The sequence below is a fragment of the Aquimarina callyspongiae genome (assembly GCF_034322225.1).
Taxonomy (GTDB): Bacteria; Bacteroidota; Bacteroidia; order Flavobacteriales; family Flavobacteriaceae; genus Aquimarina.
In genome coordinates, this window is the sequence record NZ_JAXLPA010000001.1 from 945,351 (window position 1) to 971,226 (window position 25,876).

Annotated in this window: 11 protein-coding genes; 1 reads left to right on the forward strand and 10 read right to left on the reverse strand. The window is 32.3% G+C overall.

What is annotated here, in order from left to right; all coding sequences use genetic code 11:
- Positions 1 to 4: 4 nt before the first annotated feature.
- The 7 genes from U0D62_RS04010 to U0D62_RS04040 form a co-directional block, all read right to left on the reverse strand.
- The gene (locus U0D62_RS04010; RefSeq protein ID WP_416135531.1) at positions 5 to 1,399 is read right to left on the reverse strand and encodes a vanadium-dependent haloperoxidase; all 1,395 of its coding nucleotides are present in this window, start codon (positions 1,397 to 1,399) and stop codon (positions 5 to 7) included.
- Positions 1,365 to 4,613 (reverse strand): VCBS repeat-containing protein, encoded by a 3,249-nt coding sequence (locus U0D62_RS04015; protein ID WP_322194025.1) that lies wholly within the window; start codon positions 4,611 to 4,613, stop codon positions 1,365 to 1,367. Before U0D62_RS04015 ends, U0D62_RS04010 begins: the two co-directional genes overlap by 35 nt.
- Before the next feature lie 67 nt (positions 4,614 to 4,680).
- Positions 4,681 to 7,980, reverse strand: coding sequence for a VCBS repeat-containing protein (locus U0D62_RS04020; RefSeq protein WP_322194026.1), 3,300 nt, complete (start codon positions 7,978 to 7,980; stop codon positions 4,681 to 4,683).
- Between the two features lie 7 nt (positions 7,981 to 7,987).
- Positions 7,988 to 11,299, reverse strand: coding sequence for a VCBS repeat-containing protein (locus U0D62_RS04025; protein ID WP_322194027.1), 3,312 nt, complete (start codon positions 11,297 to 11,299; stop codon positions 7,988 to 7,990).
- Positions 11,300 to 11,418: 119 nt separating this feature from the next.
- Positions 11,419 to 12,900: a RagB/SusD family nutrient uptake outer membrane protein gene (locus U0D62_RS04030; protein ID WP_322194028.1), complete on the reverse strand. Its 1,482-nt coding sequence runs from the start codon at positions 12,898 to 12,900 to the stop codon at positions 11,419 to 11,421.
- Between the two features lie 24 nt (positions 12,901 to 12,924).
- Positions 12,925 to 15,900, reverse strand: a complete 2,976-nt coding sequence (locus U0D62_RS04035; RefSeq protein WP_322194029.1) for a SusC/RagA family TonB-linked outer membrane protein — start codon at positions 15,898 to 15,900, stop codon at positions 12,925 to 12,927.
- Positions 15,901 to 16,189: 289 nt separating this feature from the next.
- Positions 16,190 to 17,857, reverse strand: a complete 1,668-nt coding sequence (locus tag U0D62_RS04040) for a glycoside hydrolase family 13 protein (protein WP_322194030.1) — start codon at positions 17,855 to 17,857, stop codon at positions 16,190 to 16,192.
- 721 nt (positions 17,858 to 18,578) lie between these two features.
- Here U0D62_RS04040 and U0D62_RS04045 point away from each other — a divergent pair.
- The gene (locus U0D62_RS04045) at positions 18,579 to 19,613 is read left to right on the forward strand and encodes a LacI family DNA-binding transcriptional regulator (RefSeq protein ID WP_322194031.1); all 1,035 of its coding nucleotides are present in this window, start codon (positions 18,579 to 18,581) and stop codon (positions 19,611 to 19,613) included.
- 24 nt (positions 19,614 to 19,637) lie between these two features.
- Here U0D62_RS04045 and U0D62_RS04050 read toward each other — a convergent pair whose 3' ends face one another.
- From U0D62_RS04050 to U0D62_RS04060, 3 genes are all read right to left on the reverse strand, one after another.
- Positions 19,638 to 20,651, reverse strand: a complete 1,014-nt coding sequence (locus U0D62_RS04050) for a LacI family DNA-binding transcriptional regulator (protein WP_322194032.1) — start codon at positions 20,649 to 20,651, stop codon at positions 19,638 to 19,640.
- Between the two features lie 20 nt (positions 20,652 to 20,671).
- Positions 20,672 to 23,446, reverse strand: a complete 2,775-nt coding sequence (locus tag U0D62_RS04055; RefSeq protein ID WP_322194033.1) for a LuxR C-terminal-related transcriptional regulator — start codon at positions 23,444 to 23,446, stop codon at positions 20,672 to 20,674.
- Positions 23,447 to 23,597: 151 nt separating this feature from the next.
- The gene (locus tag U0D62_RS04060; RefSeq protein ID WP_322194034.1) at positions 23,598 to 25,874 is read right to left on the reverse strand and encodes a glycoside hydrolase family 3 N-terminal domain-containing protein; all 2,277 of its coding nucleotides are present in this window, start codon (positions 25,872 to 25,874) and stop codon (positions 23,598 to 23,600) included.
- Between the last annotated feature and the right edge of the window lie 2 nt (positions 25,875 to 25,876).

A 25,876-nucleotide genomic window follows, 5' to 3' on the forward strand; every position in this document is an offset into this window, starting at 1 on the left:
TAGATTATTGGTTTTTGTTCATCTTTAGTTCCTTATTTACAAATTTTCCTAATGATCGGCCTTGTTCTAATCCTAAATCGATAGCCGCTCGATAATGAATTCCGCCATACAACCTACTAATAGCGGCTTCATCTGCAGCTTGGTTAAATGAAGTAAAGGAACGTATTGGTAATCCGTATTGCACCTCTGTATTATCATTAAACGCAAAATCATCTCCAAATATATCTGTTAGTACTGTCGATGCCGCACCAGAAACCACAGAATGTCCGCTAGTGTATTCTGGAAATGGTGGTGTTTGCAGTACTGGCACCCAATTTTCATCAATATGCTGATTGATCAACGTTTCTGGACGTATTAGATTACTTCTATATTTTTCATCCCAACAGCTGATAAATGCATCTGCAATTGCAATCGAGGTCTTTGTATATGCAAAAACTGTTTTTGCAAAGTCTGCATTGGTTTTTTTACAAGCTATTTTACAGATTCCTATCCAATGTGCTCCTGGGGTTATTTTTTTTGTGGCAAACATTAAATGTCCTTTATGTGTAGAAACATACGGATTACAATCCCAGAATTGTGCAATCTCTAATTTTTCAGAATCTTCTCCTTCTTCTTTAATCTTGACTCCTACTTCGTAGGTTTCTAGAACTTCTTTAAAAAAAGCTGACTCTTTTTCTAATGAAAAATCGGGATATCTCGATGGTCTAAACTGTGCTGCAGAATCTAATATTGATGGTCGGATTTCTCGCCAATGAGGTTCTATCCCATCCATATAATCTGGTGGGGTTGGTTGCCATCGAGCAGGATCTTCTGTATTGACAGAAAACTTAGGCATGGTTCGAGTTTGTGCATAATTATCTGAAGCATACCATTGTTTTATATGTTCTGCCACCTTAACTCCATATTCTTTTGAATCCAAAAAAGTGGTTTCATCAAAGGATTTCCAGGAAATATATAAGCTATCCTGATATGTCACAATGCGATCTTCTGAAAAAATTAAGTTTTTCCCAACCTCCAAATACGCAACTAAAGCGGCTACTTTATAATTTATTTTCTTTTTGGAGTCTGCTATAGGTATCGATTGCAAATCACGTATTTGATTGGATAAAGAAATATAATTGTCCTGTTCCTGACGTATTACTTCATAGGCGGCAATATTAGAATAGTTGTATATTCTACTAGCAACTGGAGGAGAAAAAATATCATGAACCATTACCTCTGTTACTTTATCTACAGCTTTATGATAATCATTTGATGTAATTATGATTTCCTGGGTTTCTTTTTGGCAAGAAGTAGCTACTGCAAATAATGAAGTAATCAAGAACATTCTTATAGCTTTCTTTAAATAGAAAATAGGATATAATCTATTTAGAAAATTCATAGATCTCTGCTTTTTCATCGTGTATTGTGATTAATAAATAGTCTTTACTATTAAAATTAATAATATTTAAGCCCCTTACTGATTTTTGAGAAAGGTTGATATTTAGTTTTGAAGAGTTAATTATAGTACTTGGATTTTTAAGGATAGCTCCTCCAAAACCATCAAATCTTCCGTGATAAGGAATGACACCAAAATAATTTCCTGCCAGGAAAACTTCTGACTGTCCATCATTATCAAAATCATATTTTAGCATTGCTGTAATAGGAGAAACCTGTAACTCATTAGAAAAAGGAACAAAAAAAAACTTCCCTTCTCGGTTTTCCAGATAGCCTGATGCTAACTGGTGAACCTCCAATATTGTAGCTTTATTAAGTACTGTGTCTCCAAATATCTCTTCTATTGTTTTGCCTGCAAAATCTTTGTAAGTAGTGAACTTTTTACGCAAATAATTGAGTTGCCCTGATAGTTCATCTAAACCTAAGGCGGTATAATATTTTCCATTTTTGGGAAGCGTTACAATCGTTTCGGTTTTTTTATTATCATCAAAATCTGCATAATACATCCGTAATGGTTCTCCAGAAGATGCTTTTAATTTTGAATTCAGTCCAAAATTACCCAGTATATAATCCATATCTCCATCATTATCAATATCAAACTCTTGTATGGATTGCCAGAGCCCATTGAGTTTTTCTGAGAGAAATGTCTGGGTTACATCAATCAGTTTTCCTTTATCATTTTTAAAGAAATGTGGTGACATCCACTCTCCTATAACAATAAGATCTTTAACTGCATCTCCATCAAAATCACTCCAAACAGCATCGGTTACCATCCCTATTTGTTTCAATGCATCGTTTTCTATGACGGTAAAATTGCCTTTGTTATTGATCAGAATATACGACTCTGGAATACGCCCAAAATCACTGGCTACTGAATAATTACCTACAAAAAGGTCCTCATCTCCATCACCATCTATATCATTAACTTTTATTACAGAAGTTTGTTGATAATGTTCCGAGAATTGATTTTTAACCAGCCCAGTATTGGTATTCGAATACAACCGGTTTAGAAGATTTTTTGAAGCCCCAGAAAATTCTCCTCCTGCAGAAGCTACCAGCAAATCTTTTTTAGAATCACTATTAAAATCTGCAATCACAGCCATTACATCTTCACTTTTCTTATCAACTTCAAACAAGTTAGTAAGCTCTTCTTTAAAACCATTTTCGGTTTGAAAAAACACTTTTGAGGGTTGATCTTTTGAACTCCCAAAAAAGATATCCTCTTTTCCATCTCCATTTAAATCTCCCACAGCTGTTGCAGGACCGCGGTCTGAAATTTTATATGGGATTAGTTTTTGTCTATTAAAATCTGTGTAATTGTTTTCTTTATGAGTGTATTGTAATCCTGGAATACTATCAATTTTTGTAAACCATTTATCAGAATTTGGAAATATTTTTTGATAATCCACAAAACCTCTTTTGTGTAATAACTTAACATTAAGCGTTTGATTAGTCTTTATATTTTCTGCTATCTGTATGGTATTATCAGGCCATATGATTTTTAACGAATCGATTACCTCAACATCTCCATAACCAAAATGAATAATTGGTTCTGAAGAGGATTGAAACCCTTTAGAAGTGAATAATTGCTTGAATTGAGCTATCCCCTGATGATAAGATATAACTTTGGTTCCTATTCCAAATTTATTTGATTCCTTGAAGCTTAACTTAAGTTTTAAGTATTTGGATTTTTGATCTGTTTTATTTTGATAAAAAGTAGCTTTAGAGTTAATGTTATTTGTTACGATATCCAAGTCTCCATCATTATCAAAATCAGCATAAGCACTACCTGTTGAGATTATTTCTTCTGGCGGAAGCCAACTTGCCGACTTGTTTTTAAAGTCAACATTTTTTGTTCCTTGAAAAATGTAATTAGGTATCGCTCCAGAAGGCATTATATTAAGAGCTTCATTATCTACTAATTTAGTTGTATTAAGCTTTTCTTTGATTTTCTCATTGGATATATATTTTATAAAATCCATGTCATTTGGACGTTTTGGGATCCCGTTGGATATAAAAACATCTTGTTCTCCATCTTGATCATAATCAGCAAATAACGCAGACCAACTCCAATCGGTAGATGCTACCTTACTCAGTAATGCAGTTTCAGTAAAATATTGCCCCTTTTGGTTTATCTGCAGCATATTACGTGCATATTGGTAATGATATCCTAACTTGTTGACTCTCATATTAAGCATATCTACGGTTTCGTCTCCTGCGGAAGCTTTGAGCACCTTTTCATCATCTGGAGTCATATCCAAAGTTAAAATATCTATATACCCATCGTGATTGATATCTGTGACATCACTGCCCATAGAGAAACGACTGGTATGTCCAAATTTTTCTTTTAATACTTCTCTAAAAGTCCCATCTCCATTATTTAAATAATAATAATCATCTTCATGAAAATCATTACTTACATAAATATCTGTAAATCCATCATTATTAAAATCTGCTGTTGCGACTCCTAATCCATATCCATTAGCACCACCATAAATCCCGGCCTGTATACTTACATCAATAAACGTAGTACCGTCGTTTCGCAATAACTTGTCTCCGCTTTTATCATGCCTTTTATTTCGGATTGACGCTTTTCCAAAAGAATGTTGTGTATGTATTGCATGATTTAATAAATACATATCCAGATCTCCATCATTGTCATAATCAAAAAAACTTGCTGAAGTGGTATAATTCTGAAAATCTAATCCATATACTGAAGCCATTTCGGTAAAAGTACCGTTGCCTTTATTAATGAATAATTCATTTTTCCCTTTTAGTCCTTTAATACCGGTTACTGCACAAACATAGATGTCAAGGTACCCATCTCCATTTACATCTGCCATAGTAGTTCCTGTATTCCAATCAGAATTTCCTGCAACTCCAGCTTTTTTTGTAATATCTTCAAATTGAAAGTTTCCTTTATTGAGATATAGTTTATTATCACCTTGGTTAGATGTAAAATAAACATCTACCAGATCATCATTATTAATATCTCCTACAGAGACACCTGCACCATTATAGAAATACAGATAATCCAGTATATTTAATTCTTCGGTAGGATTTATAGAATTCTGAAAAGTAACATTCGTTGTTTTTGATGATACCTTTTCGAACAATTCTCCTTGAGGTAATTTTTGGTTTGTGCAAGAAATTAATAGCAAAGCAATTATAAGCATATTAATTTTGCAGAACCCCAATAGAAATTGAGTTTTTATCAAATCTAAAAACACTATGTTTAAATCGTTAATCATTAAGTTTAAAGATCTTTGGTTCTTGATTATTAATAGCCGTCACCAGATATTTATCTCCTGATTTATTTTTCATCCATTGCATGCTTTTTATTTCGCCCTCTACCTGAAAGCCTGAAGATTTATGATCAATAAATTCGCCTTTACCATCATTCAACAATACGTTTCCTCTACTTGCATCTAATCGAGAGAATTGTGGTTTCAGGTTATAGTTATTCCCTCCTAAAATAAGATCAATAAAACCATCATTATTAAGATCTGCTATCTCAATATCACAAACACAGGATAATTGCACTTCTTTGGGTAATGCTTTGATATCAAAATCTCCGTTACCATTGTTATAAGCAATTATACTTGAAAAGTTATTCACTTCTTTTACAATTGCTTTCTCTAAGGTTTCTTTGGAAAATAATTCATCTATTGATTTTGTTGCATATTCTGAGTATTTCAGATTCTGCTTCTTTAGAGAGTTAATTTGACTTGTAATCTCATTCTTGAGATGTATAGGGATATCTCTCCCTTTTATGGTTTGAGTAACTATTTGTTCTATGGTACCATTGCCATCAAAATCGCTAATATACATTCTAGACGGATTTGCTTCATCAACTTGATAAATTGCATTTAGTCCTCTGTTGCCTAATGCCAAATCAATATCTCCATCATTGTCAAAATCTCCTGTTTCTAAAGTATTAAACCAGCCTGAGGTAGCATCTAGATTTGTTGGTAATTTGTTAAGTTTATTTCCATCATTTATATAAATTTTTGGAGACATCCAATCTCCAACCAGGATGAGGTCTTTTTTCGTATCACCATCAACATCTTGCCAGGTCGCCGATGTGATCATACCGATCTTATGGATATCAGGAGCATTTGTTACTGTAATATCCTTAAAGCTTCCTTTTCCATCATTTTTAAGTAAGTAGTTTTTGGGTGAAATACCGTATGTACCTACCACACTTTGACTACCAATAAATAAATCTATATCTCCATCCTGATCATAATCATATGCGGCTATTGAAGAAATATTAGTATTAGTTACTAAAATTATACCGCCTCTGGAAAAATTACCTTTTCCATCATTTATATAATATCGAACTCCTGTTCTAGCTCCTTTAAAATTTCCTCCCGATCCAATAATGAGATCTACATCGTTATCCCCATCAACATCTTCTAACACGGCAACGGTATCTTCAAAAAACTCTTCAGTCTCAAAAGATTCGGCTACTAATTTACCTGAAGTGTTTTGTAAGTATAGTTTGCCGGTTTGTTTATATGCTCCTCCTACAAAAACGTCATCATTACCATCGCCATTAACATCTGCGATCGCTAATGCAGGGCCTTCTCGAGATTGTTTTTTATAGATCAATCCTTCATAATTAAAATCAACATATGGATCTTCTTTATGTGATCCTATTTCATGAGAGATCTCTTCAAAATAAGGAATATTGCTAACTGATATACTTTGTTGGTTTTGTTTTGCATCTTTTTGGTTTAATTCTAAAGTAGTATTCAGAACAACGTCTTTTATTGTATTTATTCTAGTATCAGGATATGTTATTTGTATTGAGTCTATTTTTTTTGACTTTCCTAAACCTATGGTCATTGTATATTCTGTTGAGGATTGAAATCCTCTAGAAGGGATCAACTCTTGTCTAATAATCTCATTTCCTGAATATAATTCGACAACACTACCGATCCCAAAGGTGTTTTCTCCTTCTCCTTTAATCTTTATTTTTATATAATTATTTCCTTCACTATTATTTTTATAAATAGAAACGGGCATATTAAAATTATTAACGATCAAATCCAGGTCTCCGTCATTATCTAAATCTCCATATGCAGATCCGTTAGAAAATGTAGGTTCATCAAAACCCCAACCTTTTGTTTGATCTGAAAATGTTAAATCTCCATTATTCTTAAATGCGTAATTGGGAATCGGAGTAGAGGGCATCTTATTAATTATTGAGTCTACTTCTTCCTTTTTACCAGTTAAAGTCATTTTTTGAATGATGTTATTTGCAAAAAAATTCATGAAATCTTGATTGGTCAAATCATGATAGATCCCATTACTGACATAAATATCTCGATATCCATCATTATCCATATCAAATAGTAAGGCTCCCCAACTCCAATCTGTTTTTGCCACACCACTATAAAGAGCTATTTCTGAAAAGGTGTTATCCCCATTATTGAGTTGAAGAGAGTTTTGCATATACTGGTTATAAAAATCTCTGCTTTTTTTTAATTGCTGAACATCATATGTCTCAAATGCTGTAGTTTCTTTAAGTCGTTGATCACCTTCTGGGAGCATATCGGTCACAAAAATCTCAGGGTATCCATCATTATTGATATCTGCCATATCTGCTCCCATTGAAGAAAGACTTAAGTGTTGTACCCAATCTTTTATTTCTTCATTAAATGTCCCGTCTCCTCTGTTTATGTATAGATAATCTCTTTCATAAAAATCATTAGACACATAAATATCCGGAAGTAAATCTTTATTTACATCGCCAATTGTCACTCCTAATCCAAACCCAATAAGACTACCATATATTCCTGCCTCTGCACTTACATCAGTAAATACTCCATTATCATTTTTAAGTAGTTTATCTCCTCCTCCTTTAAGAATTTCTGGCAGATCCCATTCTTCTGCTCTTAGATTTCTTTTGTTTGCAAAACCTAGACTACTTACCGGAATAAAACTGTTATTAAGGATATATACATCCAAGTCACCATCCTGATCATAGTCAAAAAAGGCAGCATGAGTAGTAAATCCACTATCGGCCAAATTATATTCTTCTGCTTTTTCGGTAAAAGTTAAATCTCCATTATTAATAAATAACTCATTCTTTTGATCATCTCCTTTTACATTACCGGCATTACACACATAAATATCTAAAAAACCATCTGCATTAATGTCTACCATAACCACTCCGGTAGACCAGGAGTTTTTTCCAGTTGTATTAGAGATTGCAGATAGATCTTCAAACTGAAAATCTCCTTTATTAAGATATAATCTGTTCTTTTCTCTATTTGCTGTCAAGTAAACATCTGGCAATCCATCATTATTAATATCTCCAATGGCAACACCTCCTCCATTGTAAAAGTTCCTGTATTTAAAAATATTAAACTCTTTTTCATTACTGACTTTATTAATAAAATCAACTTTTGTAATATCCTTAGATACTTTTGTAAATAAAGTTTCTTTATTTTCTATAATAACAACCTCTTTATTTTTCTCGTTACAAGAGATTAAGATTAGAAATATGAAACAACTATATATTAACTTGTTCATTTTACTTTTAGTTTTTTTTAACCATCTGAATGCTATCATTATTTACTCCAAACAAAATATATTCTTCTTGCTTAATGTTAATTGATTTTATAGATCTCGTGGCTCCGTTTATATTGATCAGCTTTTCTTTATTTGCTTTAAAACTACCTTTCTGATCATTATTGATCATTACAACTCCATATAATCCATCTAATCGGCTTAATTGAGTATTAACTTCATAAGTATTACCTCCGAGAATAAGGTCTGGATATCCATCTTTATTTACATCATTAATCAAAATATCATGTACAGAGGATAGCTGAGTCTCCCAAGGAAGGGTATGTGCCTTAAAATTGAGATCTCCTAAATTTTCAAAATATGTAGTTTCTAGCATAAATACCTCTTTAACATCTGCTTCTTCTATTTTTGATTTTGAGAAATATTCTTTAAAATCAGCTTTTGCAAATGCATTATAAGAGAGGAACTTTTTATTAAGCTCAGGTATTTGTTTTGATAACTCATCTTTGGTTGCTATTGGCGTTTCTTTTCCATTATAAAAATACGTTACCAGAGGATCAACCTTTCCATTATCATCAAAATCATTACGATATAACCGTATAGGTTTTTCGACAGAAGCCGTTAAGCGACTATTGAGTCCCCAATTTCCTGCTATAATATCGTCATCACCATCTTTATCTATATCTTTAATTGTAATACAGTTCCACCATCCATTCGTATTTTGTAGAGATGTATTATTATTCTTTCTGAAGTTGCCTTTACCATCATTAAACATTATCGTTATCGGCATATAGTGTCCTACCAATATCAAATCCTGATAATTATCCTTATTAATATCAACAAATTCAGCATCATACACCTGTCCAATTTCATACAACTCTGGCGCGATGATATTTGTTACTTCCTCAAAATTTCCCTGTCCGTCATTTTTAAAAATAAAATTTTTAGGAGTAAGACCGTATTGACCTGCTACACTATTACTACCAATAAAAACATCTTGATCCCCATCGTTATCGATATCTGATGTAATCACTACTGATGCATTTATTTCTACTCCTAAAAAGGCTTTTTCTTTATTAACATATACTCCTTTATCATTTATGAATAATCCAGGAGCAGTTTTATATTCAGGATAATTTTCATTACCTCCATATATGGTTAAGATATCCAAATCTCCATCATTATCTGCATCAAAAAAACATTGATCTATATCTTCATACCGTTTTGTAGATTCAAATGCGGGTTGATTATCTTTCATAAAATCTCCAGATGCTTGCTGCAAAAACAATGTTGGCTTTTTGAATCTTCCTCCAGGAATAAAAATATCGTCTAACCCATCATTATTAACATCAACTACAGATAAATGCGGACCTTCATTAGAGTTTGCATAAGGAGCTAAAGGCTCTACACTAAAATCTTTGGTTTGGTAATCCTGGTGTTTGTATTCTATGTTTAAGTGTTTATCTTCTGAAAGAGCCAATGATTCTTTATTCTCTAGAGAGTATAGTGACAAACGATCTTTACTTAAAGTGATGGTAGTATCAGTTTTAATGTTTTTATGAATAGACAACCTTCCTGTAGGCCATTGAACCATAATTGAGTCTATTATTGTATTATCATCTACTCCAAAATGTAGAATTGGGGAAACCGAAGATAGATATCCTTTTGTAGTATAAACTTCTGACGTCTGAGTACTTTTTTTTGTAAATATCGTTGCTTTGGCTCCTATTGCATTCTTATTGTTCTCATCACCAATAAGTTTAATTTTTATATAATTGTTATTTCCTGATTGTTCATTAATCAGGTTTTTATATATCAGGGCATTTTCATCAATGTTATTGGTAATAATATCAAGGTCTCCATCATTATCTAAATCCGCATATATGGCTCCATTGCTATATGAAGGAATAGACGCCGCCCAGGAATCTTGCATATTCTTAAATGTTAGATCCCCATTATTATGATAGAAGTAGTTATTTGTTTTTTTGGAAGGCAACTCTTTGATCAAAGCCAGATCTTCTTTAGTCATTCCTTTATTTATTCTTTTCTGGATATTTTCATTAGCTATAAAGCTTATAAAATCCATATCATTTGTGGCTCCTTTAATTCCGTTAGAAATAAATATATCTTTAAACCCATCATTATCATAATCTGCTATTAATGGAGCCCAGCTCCATTCTGTAGCTGCAACACCAGAAAACAATGCAACCTCACTAAAAGTTGTATTACCTCTATTTAACTGCAATGCATTTTGCATATATTGCGGTTGATACCCATTTTTTAAGTACTGATTATAAATGGTATAAGTATATTCTGTTCCGGAAGATTTGTAAGTAGTCAAATCCTCAGGTAACATATCCAAAGAGAGAATATCGCTTAACCCATCATTATTAATATCGGCTATATCCACTCCCATAGAAAAATGCGAAGTATGTTGTATATTTTTTCTTCCTGCAGTAATTATTTCTTTAAATGTTCCATCTTTTTGATTGATGTATAGGTAATCATTTTCAAAAAAATCATTCCCTACATAAATATCAGGATATCCATCATTATTTACATCACTTGTTGCTATCCCTAAACCATAACCAATAGTTCCTTGAAAAATTCCTGCTTCAGACGAAACATCTTTATAAATTCCGTTATTATTTTGATACAATTTATCTCCAGAAAGTGAATCTATTTGTTTTCTTTTACTTCCTCTACCATAAGTGCGATTAGGATGAACAGAATGATTTAACAAATACATATCTAGATCTCCATCTTTATCATAATCAAAGAAACTTGCTTGTGTGGAGAAACTAACGATATCCAAATTATATTTTGATGCTTCTTCTTTAAAAATTGGAATATTGTTTTTATCTACTCCTTGATTTACGAACAATTTATTCTTTCCTTTTAATTCATTATAATCTCCTACTTTGCACAAATAGATATCCTGAAGTCCATCGTTATTTATATCTACGACTGTAACGCCAGTAGACCAACCTTCTTTGTCTTGTAAAACACTAGATGTTATTTCTTTAAATTTAAAATCCTTTTGATTGATGTACAGTTTATTTTCATTTTGATTGGCAACAAAATAGAGATCTTCCCACCCATCATTATTAAAATCTCCAGTGGCAATGCCAGCCCCATTGTAATAATAGAGATAGGTTAAAATATTAAGTTCAGGAGTGTTTTTAAGTTGGTTAACAAAAGAAATCCCTGTTTCTTTATCTGATAGTTGGTTAAAAAGATATTTCTTTTCTTCTCTTTTACATGAAACGATCAATAAAAAGAAGAAAATTAAAATACTACTATTTTTAAAAAAGGAATTCAATAGATTATCTTAAGGTTAAACACTTTTTAAGTCAATCAAATATTTTGGCAATTATAATCTAAGAGAGCCCCTCAATCTTGAGAGGCTCTTTTAATATCAAAACTCCAAACCATAAAGTATTAATATCCAGTATTTTGTGATAAGTTTGGATTTGTAGCTACTGCTGATGCCGGAATAGGGAATAGTACTCTAAAATCTTCAGTATTATCCTTCATATCCCAAGTTGCATTAAAAGTTCCAAATCTAATCTGATCATTTCTTCTCCAACCTTCTATATATAATTCTCTACGTCTTTCTTCAAGTAGCTCTGCCATAGTATAACTTCCGCTAGCAGTTACTCCTCTTATAGTTCTCAAGTTATCTATTAAACTTTCTGCCGTTTCAGCAGAAGTCCCACCTTTCATGATTGCCTCTGCTTTCATTAAAACTACATCAGCATATCTTGCCAATACGGTTCCATTTCCTGGAGCTGCAGCGCCTGCATCATTAGCTGTGTACTTATGAGGTCTGACTCCTGTTCTTTCATTATTACCACTAATTCCAGTAGGAAAATCTTTAGTAAACACTAATGGAGCTCCTCCTCGATCAGTAAGTGCAGTACCATCAGGAGCATATTGTTGTCCTATTAACATTCCGGTTCCTAAACCTGCTGTATTAGGCTCTCCAACTCTTAAATCGCTCGCATCAAAAGAATCGTAAACTTCTCCTAGTGTTGCAAACCCGTTCCACCCTCCTTGGTTAGGATGTAATATATTAAAAACTCTATTTCCTGTCCAAGTATCTAAAGCTAATATAATCTCTTGATTTGTATGCCCTGGTAAGAAAATTCCAAAATAATCTGAGTCTAAAGTATATCCTCCTGTAGTAATTGCATCACAAAACTCAACAACTCTTGTATAATCTGTTGCATCTGCACTACCTGTGTATACTTCTTTATTTAAATACATCTTAGCCAGTAAAAAATTGGCAAAGGCCTTTGTTATTGTATAGATATCACTCTGATCTGCATCTCCAAGATCAGGTAAAGCTTCGGTTAAATCCTGAATAATAAAATCAAAAGCTTCAGCTCTTGTAAATACTACAGGGTCTACATCTATTCCGTCATTTACTCCTCTAAACGGAACCTGACCAAATAAATCCATCACATAAAACATATTTAAAGCTCTTAATGTCTTGGCTTGCGCTACTTGATTAGGAGTAGCTTCGGATTCTGGTGCGATAATTTGGTTACATCTAAACACTGCTGCATTTCTTTGATTCCAGGTTGTTAGCACATGGCCATGGTTAGGATCCCAATTATGCTGATGCATCGTTCTCCAAATTCCATTATCTCCCCAATCTGCACCACGAGTCAATACTACTAATTCATCTGAAGAAACTTCTAAAAGTGCATATGTATTTGCCTGATCTCCCATGGCTTCAATATCATTATACGCCGATTCCAAAAAATTTGTTGGATCAACACCTGTAAAAGCTCCAGAGCTATCTTCTGCAGGTATTGAATCATCAAATGAAGGATCCAAATCTGTACAGGACTCCAAAAGCAAAAATGGAATGCCTATACAAAGCATCATCATGGTTATAAATCTCAATTTTTTCATCTTTATATTTTTTAAAATAATATACTAAAAAGTTACATTTAATCCTAAGGAAAAGGTCCTTGCTCTAGGGTATGCTGTATAGTCAATACCAAGAGACGGAACCCCGTTAATCTGCTTATTTACAGATACTTCAGGATCTTGACCGCTATAGTCAGTTATTACAAATAAGTTCTGAGCATTCATAAACAATCTGAAGGCATTTATGATCTTAGAATTCTGCATATTGAAGTTGTATCCCAGAGTTGCATTTTGCAATCTTAAAAAGGAACCATCCTCTAAAAATCGTGTAGAAACATCAGCTGCATTAAACGGATCTTCGACTCCGATTAATCCAGCAGTTTCTGTTGATACATTTCTACCTTGTGATAAGTTAGCTACTGTAAATAATGCGTTAGCGTTATTGTTATAAATTTTATGTCCAAATTGACCTGCAAAGAATAAGCTTAGATCAAATTTTTTGTACTTAAAATTATTTGAGAACCCTAACGTAAAATCAGGAAGTGGACTATCTCCTGTAAATCGCTGTACATCACCACCTACATATTGTGCAATCCCGTTACTATCAAATCCATCAAACTCTCTTAAGAAATATGCATATAACGGTTGTCCATCTGCTATTTGCTGTGCAAATGCTCCTGTTAAACCAGGTCCATCTATTTGTCCTGTATTAATAGGAGCTTCATTATAATTAGTAACTTCATTATCATTAAAACTAATATTAAATGAAGTATCCCAGGTAAAGTGTTCTTGCTCAATTGCATTTACATTGATAGAAAACTCAATCCCTTTATTAATTACATCGGCATCTAAGTTTCTCCAAACAAAAGGGGTAACAGCTGGTTGAGCACTCGTTACCTGAATCAATAAATCAGAAGTACTTTTGCGATAGAAATCTAAAGACCCCGTAATTCTATTATCTAAGAACCCAAAATCAACACCTAAATTGATTTGAGAAGTTTCTTCCCATTGTAAATCAGGGTTATTAAAAGTTACAGCTCCTTCTCCTCCAGGAATAAAATTACCACTATTATCAATCGACCCTGTTCCAAAACGAGTACGCTGAACATATAAATTTCCTGGGATTTCCTGATTACCAGTTATACCGTATCCTAATCTTAATTTCAGGTCTGAAAACAAATCAGGTGCAAAAGCCTCTTCTGACAATCTCCAGGCAGCAGCAAACGAAGGAAAATAACCATATTTTTGATCTGGCCCAAATCGTGTAGATCCATCAGCTCTTAGAGTTGCAGTTAATAGGTATCTATCTTTATAAGCATAATTTACCCTACCATATACCGATTGTAACTCATCAGTAAAATCACTTGTATTAGCACCAAAAGCTTGTGCAGAAGCAATATTATTGATCATAAACTCTGGATCAGAAGTTCTAAAATCAGCCGCAATTATATTAGCTGTTTCTGCATTAAATTCCTGATAAGAATATCCTAAAATAGCATCAACAGAATGATCATCCCCAATTTGTTTTTTATAATTGAAATAAGCCTCCCATAATGTTGTAGTAAGGTTTAAATCATCAATCTGCGCTCTACCTAAACCTTGAACACCATTCATCTCAAGATCAGAAGAATATGCACCAGCTCTGGTTGAAACTGATTTATCAAGACCTATAACGGTTTTGAATGAAAGTTCTTCTGTAAATGAATATTCTGCAGAAAGGTTAGCAAAAGTTCTAAATGTATTGGTATTATCTCTGATATAAAACAATAATGCAGCGGGATTTAACTGCTCTTGAGATCCTGTAGAAGTTGGCAATCCATTGCTATCATAAGGAGCCAAAGTAGGGTTAGAATAATATGACGCCGAAATCAAATCTCCTCTGGCGTTTGCATTATCAGAAATAGGTGCTCTTTGATCATCAACATCAGAAACGGTTACTTGAGACGCTAATTTTAATTTATTATCAAAGAAATTTTGTGAAATGTTTAATCGTGCTGTTATTCTCTCCAGACCACTACTTTCTACAATCCCTTCCTGATCAGCGTATCCAATTGACAGCCTATATCTTCCATTCTCATTTCCTCCTCCATAAGAAAGATTATAGTTTGTTGAGAAAGTATTTCTATAAATAAGATCTTGCCAATCTGTATCACTTCCTTGATCTATTACACTTAAATCAGCACCAAGTGCTGTTTGAGCTGCCAAAAATCCTGCTCTATCCAGAACTTCAACTCTATTAGCAATACTACTGGTAGAAACAGTAGTAGAGAACTCTAAAACCGGATTTCCCGCTTTTCCTTTTTTGGTTGTAATAATAACAACTCCATTTGCTCCTCTGGATCCATAAATTGCGGTTGCAGAGGCATCTTTTAAAATGTCAATACTTGCAATATCATTTGGGTTTAAGAAGTTTAATGGGTTTTTTGCTGATGCTCCTCCAATATCAGCTCCTCCTGTTCCTGCAGAAGAATCAGATCCACTTAATGGTACTCCATCTAATACATAAAGAGGGTTGTTATTACCTCTTACAGATGATGTTCCTCGAATTCTTAAGTTAATCCCTGCCCCAGGTTCTCCACTGGTCTGAGTGATTTGTACCCCTGCTGTTTTACCTTGAATAAGTTCTTCTGGAGACGATATAACCCCACTATTAAAATCTTCTGCTTTTACCGAAGCTACAGATCCTGTTACATCTCTAATTGACTGTGTACCATAACCCACAACAACAACTTCGTCTAATTGTGAAGCATCCTCAGCCATAGTAATATTAATTGTCGTTCGACCTCCTACTGCAATTTCTTGTGTCTGAAAGCCCAAATAACTAAAAACCAATATAGCATCTTCTGCAACATTGTTAATACTGTAATTCCCATCAAAATCAGTTACTGATCCATTTGAAGTACCTTTAACCAGAATATTTATTCCTGGAATAGGTCCGTTGGCATCAGAAACCACACCGGTAACTGTGATTTGCGAAAACATCACACTCCCTGATAAAAATACCAATAGGAATATGAGTCTTTTAAGTATCATACTTTTCATAATATAGTGTTTGATTTAAGTTTAAAATATTTAGTTGTTTAATAATTAATACTCTTTATGTGAAAAAGTAACAATGGGAGCACCCAATGCCATTCAAGCCCGATTGACCAATTTTGTAACGATAATATGTATATCTTTTAAAACATTTTAAAGCCACAGAAAAGGATGCCCCCATATGTCACCATCTTCAGGAGGTTCGTATCAATAGAACCCCATTGCTAACAAACAAAAACTAATTTTCACTTTCTACTAGATTCATTTTGTTACTTAAGTTTTATATGCTTTTTAATTATAATTTTAGAATTATCCCTTGATACGGATTCAATAAAATCGTATCATTATCTACCTGTATATTTTTATAATTATTCAACAGGATTTCGGCATTATAAATAGGTTTTGGAGAACGGAAACTTTCATTATTGGTACTGAAATTAAGTATCACCAATATTCTTTCTTCATTTAGTGTTTTTTTATACACATATAAATTCTGGTTATCATATTCTATTTCTTCAAAATCTCCGAATACAAAAACATCATATTGTTTACGAATTTTTAACAGATTTCTATAAAAATTCAATATAGAATCTGGATCTTTATCTTGATTTTCTACATTAATTTCTTTGTAATTAGAATTTACCTTTATCCAAGGTTCTTTTATTGAAAACCCACTATTTATTTCATCGTTCCATTGTACAGGAGTTCTAGCATTATCGCGCCCTTCTTTATTTATCATTTTAAGCGCTAATTTTTCTGTGTATTTTTTAGTTTCTAGATTTTGATTATAAAAATTCAAAGATTGCACATCTCTTACTTCATCTATTGTTTCCAAAATCAGGTTAGTCATCCCAATTTCATCTCCTTGATAAATATTTAATGTTCCGTTTTGAGTAGCTAACATCATTATTAGCATTTTGGATGATTCTTGCCAATATTTTTTATCATCTCCGAATCTGGATACCATACGAGCAAAATCATGGTTCCCCATGGCATTAGCTATCCAGCCTTTATTATGAGTTGTGTCTCTCCATTTTTTAAATATGCTTTTCAGGTTGACCAAATCAAACGGAGTTTCTTCTTCAAACTTTCCATTAATTATGGTACATTCTAAAATGTCAAAATGATAAAGCATATCTAATTCTTTCCTATCATAATTTATATAAAGCGCTGCTTGCTGATCATTAATCCCCACTCCTTCTGCTAGTGAAAATGCATCATACTGACTAATCACCTCTTTATTCATCTCTTTTAAATATTCATGAACTCTAGGACCATTTGCATATACATCTTCAATAATTTTTCTAAACCCTACATCTGGAGCATCAGGATATCCAGGTCTTTTTGATATCAACGGGATCACATCCATTCTAAACCCATCCACTCCCTTATCTAACCAAAATCGCATCGCATTATATATATCTTCTCTAACCTTAGGGTTTTCCCAATTTAAATCTGGTTGTTTTTTTGTAAAAAGATGTAGATAATACTCTTCTGTTTTATCATCGTACTCCCAGGCACTTCCTCCAAAAAAAGATTTCCAATTATTAGGAGGTCCTCCATCTAATGCAGGTTTTCTCCAGTGAAAATAATCTCTATATGGATTATCTTTTGATTTCTTAGCTTCTTCAAACCATCTATGTTCATCAGAGCAATGATTTGCTACGAGATCCAGGATTAATCGCATTCCTTTATCATGAGTCTTTTGAAGTAATTCATCAAAATCTTCCATTGTTCCAAATTCTGGCATAATCTCACAATAATCACTTATATCATATCCGTTATCATCATTGGGAGATCTAAAAATCGGACTAAGCCATATAATGTCTACTTCCAATTGTTTCAAATAATCCAGTTTTTGAATAATTCCTCTTAAATCTCCAATACCGTCGTCATTACTATCATTAAAACTTCGAGGATATATTTGATATATAGTACCTTTTTTAAACCAAGCTAGTTTCACTAAACACTTTTTTAAATCTTAAACAATAATTAATTTAGAATTTATGTAATTAAGTATTTCCTAACTTTTCTAATCTTTATTTTACTCTTAAATAAACTGTTTTTTCAGTATCTCAATAAAAACGTTAAATTTCAAAAGTATTTATAGATATTTGGATCGTATTTTGACAAAGCTACAACAATATAGATATAGAATTCTTAATACATAAATCTTTACATTATATATACAAATCAATAATTTTGAATAATTTGTTTTTACAAATACCTGATAATCAGTATTATAAAAACATATTGTTCTTTTTTAGACAAATCAAAAAATTAAGAAAATACGCGATTAAGTATAGATTTTATAAAGACTCGTATTTAACGAATCAATCTAAAAATCATAAAAAATTAACATCTATATTTCTTATCAAATCCAGTCTTAACTTTTTAGAAATTATCACTGATTGTATTTTTTATTCTAAATTAGCGTAGCAATTTTTGGCACTCCATCATAAAGCCAATGGTATATTCTTAAAAGGCTATAATTTCAAAGATTGCATTGTTTTGGGATGTTAAAATTGTATTGCATCCTTGAAATAAGATCATAACTATTACAAATTAAGAAAGTATTCATATAACTGAAAAAAGATCTATTAACTTAAAATAATACAAACGTTTGTATTATTGATTTTTTAGCGAAATTGATGTTTTAATAATAATATTTTAACGAGATTCTAATGACTTTACGTAAAAAAAGGGTGAAACTTGAGGATATTGCTAGGAAACTTAATATCTCTATAGCTACGGTTTCTAGAGCTCTGGACAAAAACCCTAGAGTAAAACAAAGTACTCGAGAAAAAGTCTTTAAAATGGCAGAAGAAATGGGATACATGCCTAATCAGATTGCTAAGAGTCTTAGTTCTGGTAAAACCAACATAATAGGTGTGATTATTCCTAGATATGATGAACCTTTTTTTATTGAAGTATGTAGAGGTATTGATCGTTACGCAAGAGATCATAATTATAAAATTTTAATTAGTTCTTCTAGAAATTCGTTTGAATATGAAAGGGATAACCTGGTTTCTTTTGAGAAAGGTCTTGTAGATGGTATAATTCTCTCTCCAACTCACGAAACTGAAACCTTTTCTCATATAAAGAGTCTTATTAATAAAGGAATTCCTATTGTTTTATTTGACAATATAAAAGAAGAAGTCCATGGTGCCGATCATGTTTTGATAGACGATACAAAGGCTTCTTTCTCTGCTGTAGAGTATCTAATAAAAAAAGGAAGAAAACGTATTGCCTTTATTGGAGGAATAAAAGAAAAGAAAGTGTTTCAAGATCGATACAAAGGATATCTGAATGCTCTCCAGCATTATAATTTACCTATAGAAGAACAATTAATTCTTCATTGTGATTCTCTCGAAAAAGAATATGAAGATGCAGAGATACAAGAGTTCTTTAATAATATACAGGATATAATACCTGAAGCTGTCTTTGCTTGTACGGATCATTATGGATTACTTTCTATGAAAACCTTACTTAATTTAGGATATAAAATCCCGCAGGATATTGCCATAATTGGTTTTGGAGATCTGGGTTTAGGAGATATATTTGTTCCTTCTTTAACTTGCGTTGCCCAGCCTACTTTTGAAATGGGTCAAAAAGCTGCAGAACTACTCATAAAACAATTTAATGAACCTGAAGATGTTAGTCATCACAAAAAAGTGATAAAGCTTAAAACTAAATTAGTTGTTAGGAGTAGTACTTAAATTTAAGCATTACGGTTCCACAATTTAGTTTGTAGAATCTCTAAGTATTAGAGAAGTTTTGACTACTTCTGTCTTTGTCTTGTAATTCTCCTCAGAAGAATCATTTAATCTTTCTATTAATATATTAGCTGCTCTTGCTCCAAGATCTTCTGCATGCTGTGAAATAGTACTCAATTTAGGGTAAGAATGTTTTGACAATAATCCATCTGTAAAACCGATAACCGACATTTCTTTCGGAATTTTATATCCTAATTTATGAGCCATATTTATAGTTATTGCCGCAGCAGTTTCATCCAATCCCAGTACTGCATCAATATCATTGTTTTTGAGAAATGATTCTATTTCTTTTTCTTCTTTCTCTATATTGCTTATCGGAAGCTCTATAAGACTTACTTCTTCATGTTCTTTTATCACTTCTTTTGCTCCTTCTAACCTTAATTTTCCAACACTTATATCAAAAATTGTAGAAATAATCGCAATCTTTTTGCATCCGGTATCAATTAGATATTTAATTGCCGTTTTGGAAGCATTTTTATCGTCTACTATCACTTTATCAGAATCGACTTCATCACTTACTCTATCAAACATTACGATTGGTACATTATCTCTTTTAAGGTCCTTTAAATGATCTAACTTATTAAGTACCTGGGTTTCCTGACTTAATGCTAATATAAATCCATCAACGCTACTATAATTAAGCATTTCTACATACTCTACTTCTTTCTTATAAGATTCATTAGTAATACAAGTCACAATTTTATAACCACTCTTTGATGCTTCCTGCTCAATTCCAAACAATACTTTTGCAAAAAAATGATTAAGAATTTCTGGCAAGATGATTCCGATGGTTTTTGTTTTATTACTTTTTAAACTTACTGCAAGGGCATTGGGTTTATAGTTATAAAAATTTGCCAACTCATGTACTCGATTGATTGTTTTTTGACTAATTTCAGGATCATTTTTTAATGACTTTGAAACGGTAGATATGGACAGATTTAATTCTTTAGCAAGCTGTTTAAGGGTTACTTTTTTCCTCATGACCTCAATTTAGGAATTTCTTATTTTAGACTTATAAGAATATTAGTCAAATTATCTTTGGAGCCTAAATTAAGCTTTTTTCTTAACCTATGCCTGCTTACATCCACACTTTGTGAACTTATTCCTAATAATGGTGCAATTTCTTTTGAGGATAAATTCATTTTGAGGTATGCACATAATCGCAAATCTTTTGAGGTTAGATTAGGGTAATTTTTTGATAATCGTTCATAAAACTCTTGATGCGATTTATCAAAATTAATCTCAAACAATTTACTTTCTTTATCAGTAATGTAGTACTCTACTAGTCTAACTAATTCATTATAGCTATTAGTAGGTAGTTTTTGAGAAGAAGATTCCTGCACTTTGATAATTCTTTCCCTTATTTTTTTCAGAATTTTATTTTTATTCAGATTTACATAAGCGATCTGGGTGAGTTCTCTACTTTTTGCCTTTATTTCGTCTTGTAATTTTGAGTTATTAAGTTCTATAATTTTTCGCTCTTGAGACAACTTTTGTGTTCTATACTTTTCTTCTTGTTTTTTGAGTTTTTCTGCTTTCTGCTCTAGCAAGATTCTTTCTTGTTTTTTCATCTTATATCTATTGATTGCAATAACCGCAAGAATTAATGATATTGATAGCAGGAAATAAAAGAAATACGCCCAGGAAGTTCTATAAATAGGAGGCAGAACTTTAAAATCTATAACAGTTTCTTTTATGCTACCCTTATATTTTGCCCTAATATTTACTTTGTAATCACCTTCTTTCAGATTAAATAATGTTTGTTCTGTTGCCGTTGTCCAATCACTCCAAGTATTATCATTAATTTTAGTTTGATAACTAATCTCCTCTCCATAAATAGGCAACGCATAACTAATTTTAAGGTCATTATCTGAAAAAGGTATTTGAGCATTTGATAAATATGATTTTTCACTATTAACAGATACAAAATCCCGAATGAGTAAGTCGTTATTGACACCTGTTATTTGTGTCTTACTGTTATTTTCAAACATAGAAAAACCATTAAACACAGGAATAATCATATTTTTCTCATCCAGTGAAAAAATATCTAACACATCTGGAATTAACTGATCTTTAAGCTCATGAAGGTTAGTAATTCCTTTTTCGTTTTCTAAAACTACTTTATCATTATCAAGATACCAGATTTGATTTTCATTCTTGAATATTCTGGGAGCCTGACCTCTTTCTACTCCAAGTTTTAGTTTTTTAAAAGTGTTGTTATCATTAGAATATGTATACGAATGATAATCAGAAGTTACTACAATATTGTTTTCTACTTGAGACAAGGATAATACTTCTCCTCCAAAATCACTTATAGGATAAAACTCAAGATTTTCCAGCTTTTTATCTTCATAATTCAATCTACATTTAAATACACCTTCTGATCGTAATCCTAACCAGATATTATTATATGTATCTACTTCTATATATCTACAAGATTTCTCAAACCCTTCTAGAACATATGCTTCCCAGGTATTTTGGTTTTTTTGATATAGAGATATTCCATTATAATTTCCAGAAAGAAAAATCTCATCCAAATTTGAATCCTCATACTTTATAAAATTCCAAGCGCCTAAGTCTTCTCCTATTCTTACTAAGCTTTTACCACTTAACTCAAAGGCTCCCATATCATGACCAACAAATATCTTATCTCCTAATTCTTCGATATTCCAGACTTGGCCATTTAATAATAACTCAAATTCAGGGTTTTCTTCATCAATAACATACAATCCTTGATTTGTACCTAAGTAGGTCAAATTTCCTTTTTTAAGCACCGCGTAGACGGTTCCTAATTCGCCATAATAATCATAAAAATAGGTAAGAGGAGAATTGAGTTTTAAGTAGTCAATCCCGTAATCTAATGCAAGCCAAAGATTACTTTCATCATCTTGAAATATGGACAGAATTGTATTGTTTTGAAGGCCATTTTTTTTATTTAGGTTTTCTGTCTTACCTGTTTTGACGTCTAAAATATATAACCCATTAGACACTGTTCCTATCGCTATTCGATCATCTCTAAGCTTTAAAAAAGAAAAAATCTGAGCTTTTTTTATTTCTTCTGATGTCGAGAAAGTAATTGGAATCAATTTTCCTTCTTGTAATTTAAAAAGCCCTTTGGTATCAGTAATAATTATTAGATCATCTTCTACATTGGTAACCCCAATAATATTTTCATTGATCTGTGGATCACTAACTATAGGTATTAAATTGGTTTCTTCTAACCTAAAAACTCCATATTTAAGATCATTAACATAAAGTTTATCACCAATGTTATAACTCCATTTAAATCGATAAGGAGCTGGTATTTTGGTTATTATATTCCCTTCATTGATATATAGATTACGGAAAGTCTGAAAAACTACTTCTTTATTTATATAATGAGTTTTCCAATACTCTTCTATATCGGCTACCACATTTTTATTGTTATTTTTTAAAGGTTGGATTTTATAATCGGTGTACCCTTGATTTATCAATAATCCATGAATACCATCAGCTCCAAAATAAATTGTGTCTTTATTCTTAACAAAAAGACTTCTGTTTATCTGTCCGGTATTCATGCCAAATGTATTCCACTCCGTACCATCGTAAATCAAAATCTGATTTCCGTTGGCTATATAAATAACGCCATTTTCATCCTGTTCTATATCCCAAGATTGTGCATTAAAGCCCATATTTCGGGTATCATAATGAGTTATCCAGGGCAATGCTTTATTTTCGATCGTTTGTGAAAATGTAGAGAACCCCAAGAAATAAATTATGATTAAAAACCGATTCATATGGTTACTATTTAAAAACGAATAGTTCTAAATATACTATAAAAATCTTAACACTCTTTTAAACAATTAATCATTATTATAGTATATATTATATTAGGCTTTACAAAGAAGTACATTTAATATAAAATCAAATTCTAAAAACGATGAGTTTTTATTTAAACCTAAACTTCTTCGTTAACCCCCCAATATTTATTTCAAAATCCCCTGTTTCGGCTACTGTTTCCAGTTTTTCATTTACAAAAGATAATTCTTCTTTAGCTATTCTGAAGGTTACCGTTTTTGACTCTTCTTTGTCCAGTTCTATTTTTTTGTAGCCTTTTAAAGCTCGAACTTCTGGAGTTATACTGGCATACAAATCACTTAAAAAAAGTAGAACGGTTTCTTTTCCTTTTCTATTACCTGTATTCGTTACTCTTACTGTAACTTCTATAAACCCTTCTTGGCTCATTTCTGAAGAACTTAATCTCAAATCACTGTATTTAAAAGAAGTATATGATAATCCGTCACCAAACTCATATTGTTGATCATAATCAGACTCATAATAATTATCTACTCTAATATTATCAGAATGTTTATGATTATAATTAACAAATGCATGTGGATGTTTGGGATAGTTAATGGGTAGTTTACCTGATGGATTTTCTATTCCATATACTAGATCAACCAGAGCATCAGCTCCATAATTACCTGGCAAATATCCCATAAACACAGCATCAACCAGTGGTTCTATTTCATTAAAAATAATTGGTCGTCCTTCTAACAAGACAAGGATTATTTTTTTTCCTGTTTTAGCAAGAGCTTTTGTCAATTCAATTTGATCAGAAGGCATTAAAATTGAATGTGTATTTCCTGGAGTTTCTGTATAAGAATTCTCGCCTAAACAAAGTAGTATAATATCACTTTGAGTTGCAGCGCTCACTGCTTCATCAATATTCTTTTCTTGATCAAAGGAAACTCCTTGTACAAAAGTAGCATTGCCGTTTTTCACAAAAGCTTCTGCAACAGTATTCATATCTTTTGCATACTTATCGGCTTCGCTTCCTTGCCAATTATATGACCATCCACCATTTAAAGGTCTCATAGAATTAGATGTTGGTCCTGTAACGAGAATCTTTGAGTCTTTACTTAATGGCAAAATATCATTCTTATTTTTTAATAAAGTAATCGATTCGATAGCAGCTTGTTTACTAACCTTAGCAAATTTTTCTGAACCAAAATCCGGATAATCCTTAGGATCAGTTACTGGATTGTTAAATAAATCCAATTGAAACTTAACCTTAAGAATTCTAGTCACGGCACTATTTATTCTTTCTTCTGAGACACTACCTTCTTTTACCAACTCTATCAATAATTCTGTGAATTCGAAATCATGAGGTACCATACTCATATCTATTCCTGCATTAACAGAAATTTTTATTGCGTCTTTAATTGTTTCTGCAACCTTATGTTTTGTATGTAAATAATTAATATCAGCCCAATCTGTAACCGCAATACCCTCAAAACCTAGCTCATTTCGTAGAACATCTGTCAATAAAAATTTACTTGCGTGAACAGGAACTCCATTGATCTCTCCAGAATTAATCATTAAAGTTACAGATCCTGCATCTACGGCGTCTTGAAAAGCAGGTAAGAAATATTGTCTCAATTCTCTTTCAGGAATCCAGGCAGGAGTACGATCTTTTCCAGATAATGGTACACTATATCCTAAATAATGCTTCATACAGGATGCAACAGTCTCCGGATCTCCTAATTCTCCTTGATATCCTTCAATCATGGCCACTCCCATAGTTTTTCCCAGATATACATCTTCTCCAAAAGTTTCCCATAATCTTGGCCATAATGGATTTCTTCCCAGACCTAGAACAGGAGAGAAATTCCAAGGAATGGAAGAAGCTCTTGTTTCATAAGCAGAAATTTTGGCGACCTCTTTTACCAAATCTGTATTAAAAGTAGCTGCTAATCCTATTTGTTGAGGAAACAATGTTGCTTCTGTTGTATAATTAACACCGTGTATTGCATCAATCCCATAAATTATAGGGATTTGTCTTGGAGTTTTGGCGGTCTGATCCTGAAAACTTTTTATTGTATTATACCATTCTTGTCTAGATAAAGGTATGCCTGGAGTATTTAAAATGGATCCTACTTTATATGTATGAATAGCTTTATGAACCAATGAAGAATCTAATTGATAAGGTTGTGCAGAGCTATATTGATTATCTCCTTTGGTAACAACATCCAATGTAATTTGTGTCATTTGCCCCACTTTCTCTTCTAATGTCATTTCAGAGAGAAGCTGTGCTACTTTTTCATCTATTTGAGAGCTCATTGATAAAGATTCCTTTGATACTGATTCTTTTTGGTTAAGATCTGATTCTGTATTGCAACCCACCAAAATAAGGACTAACAACCCTATGAATACTTTTTGCATGG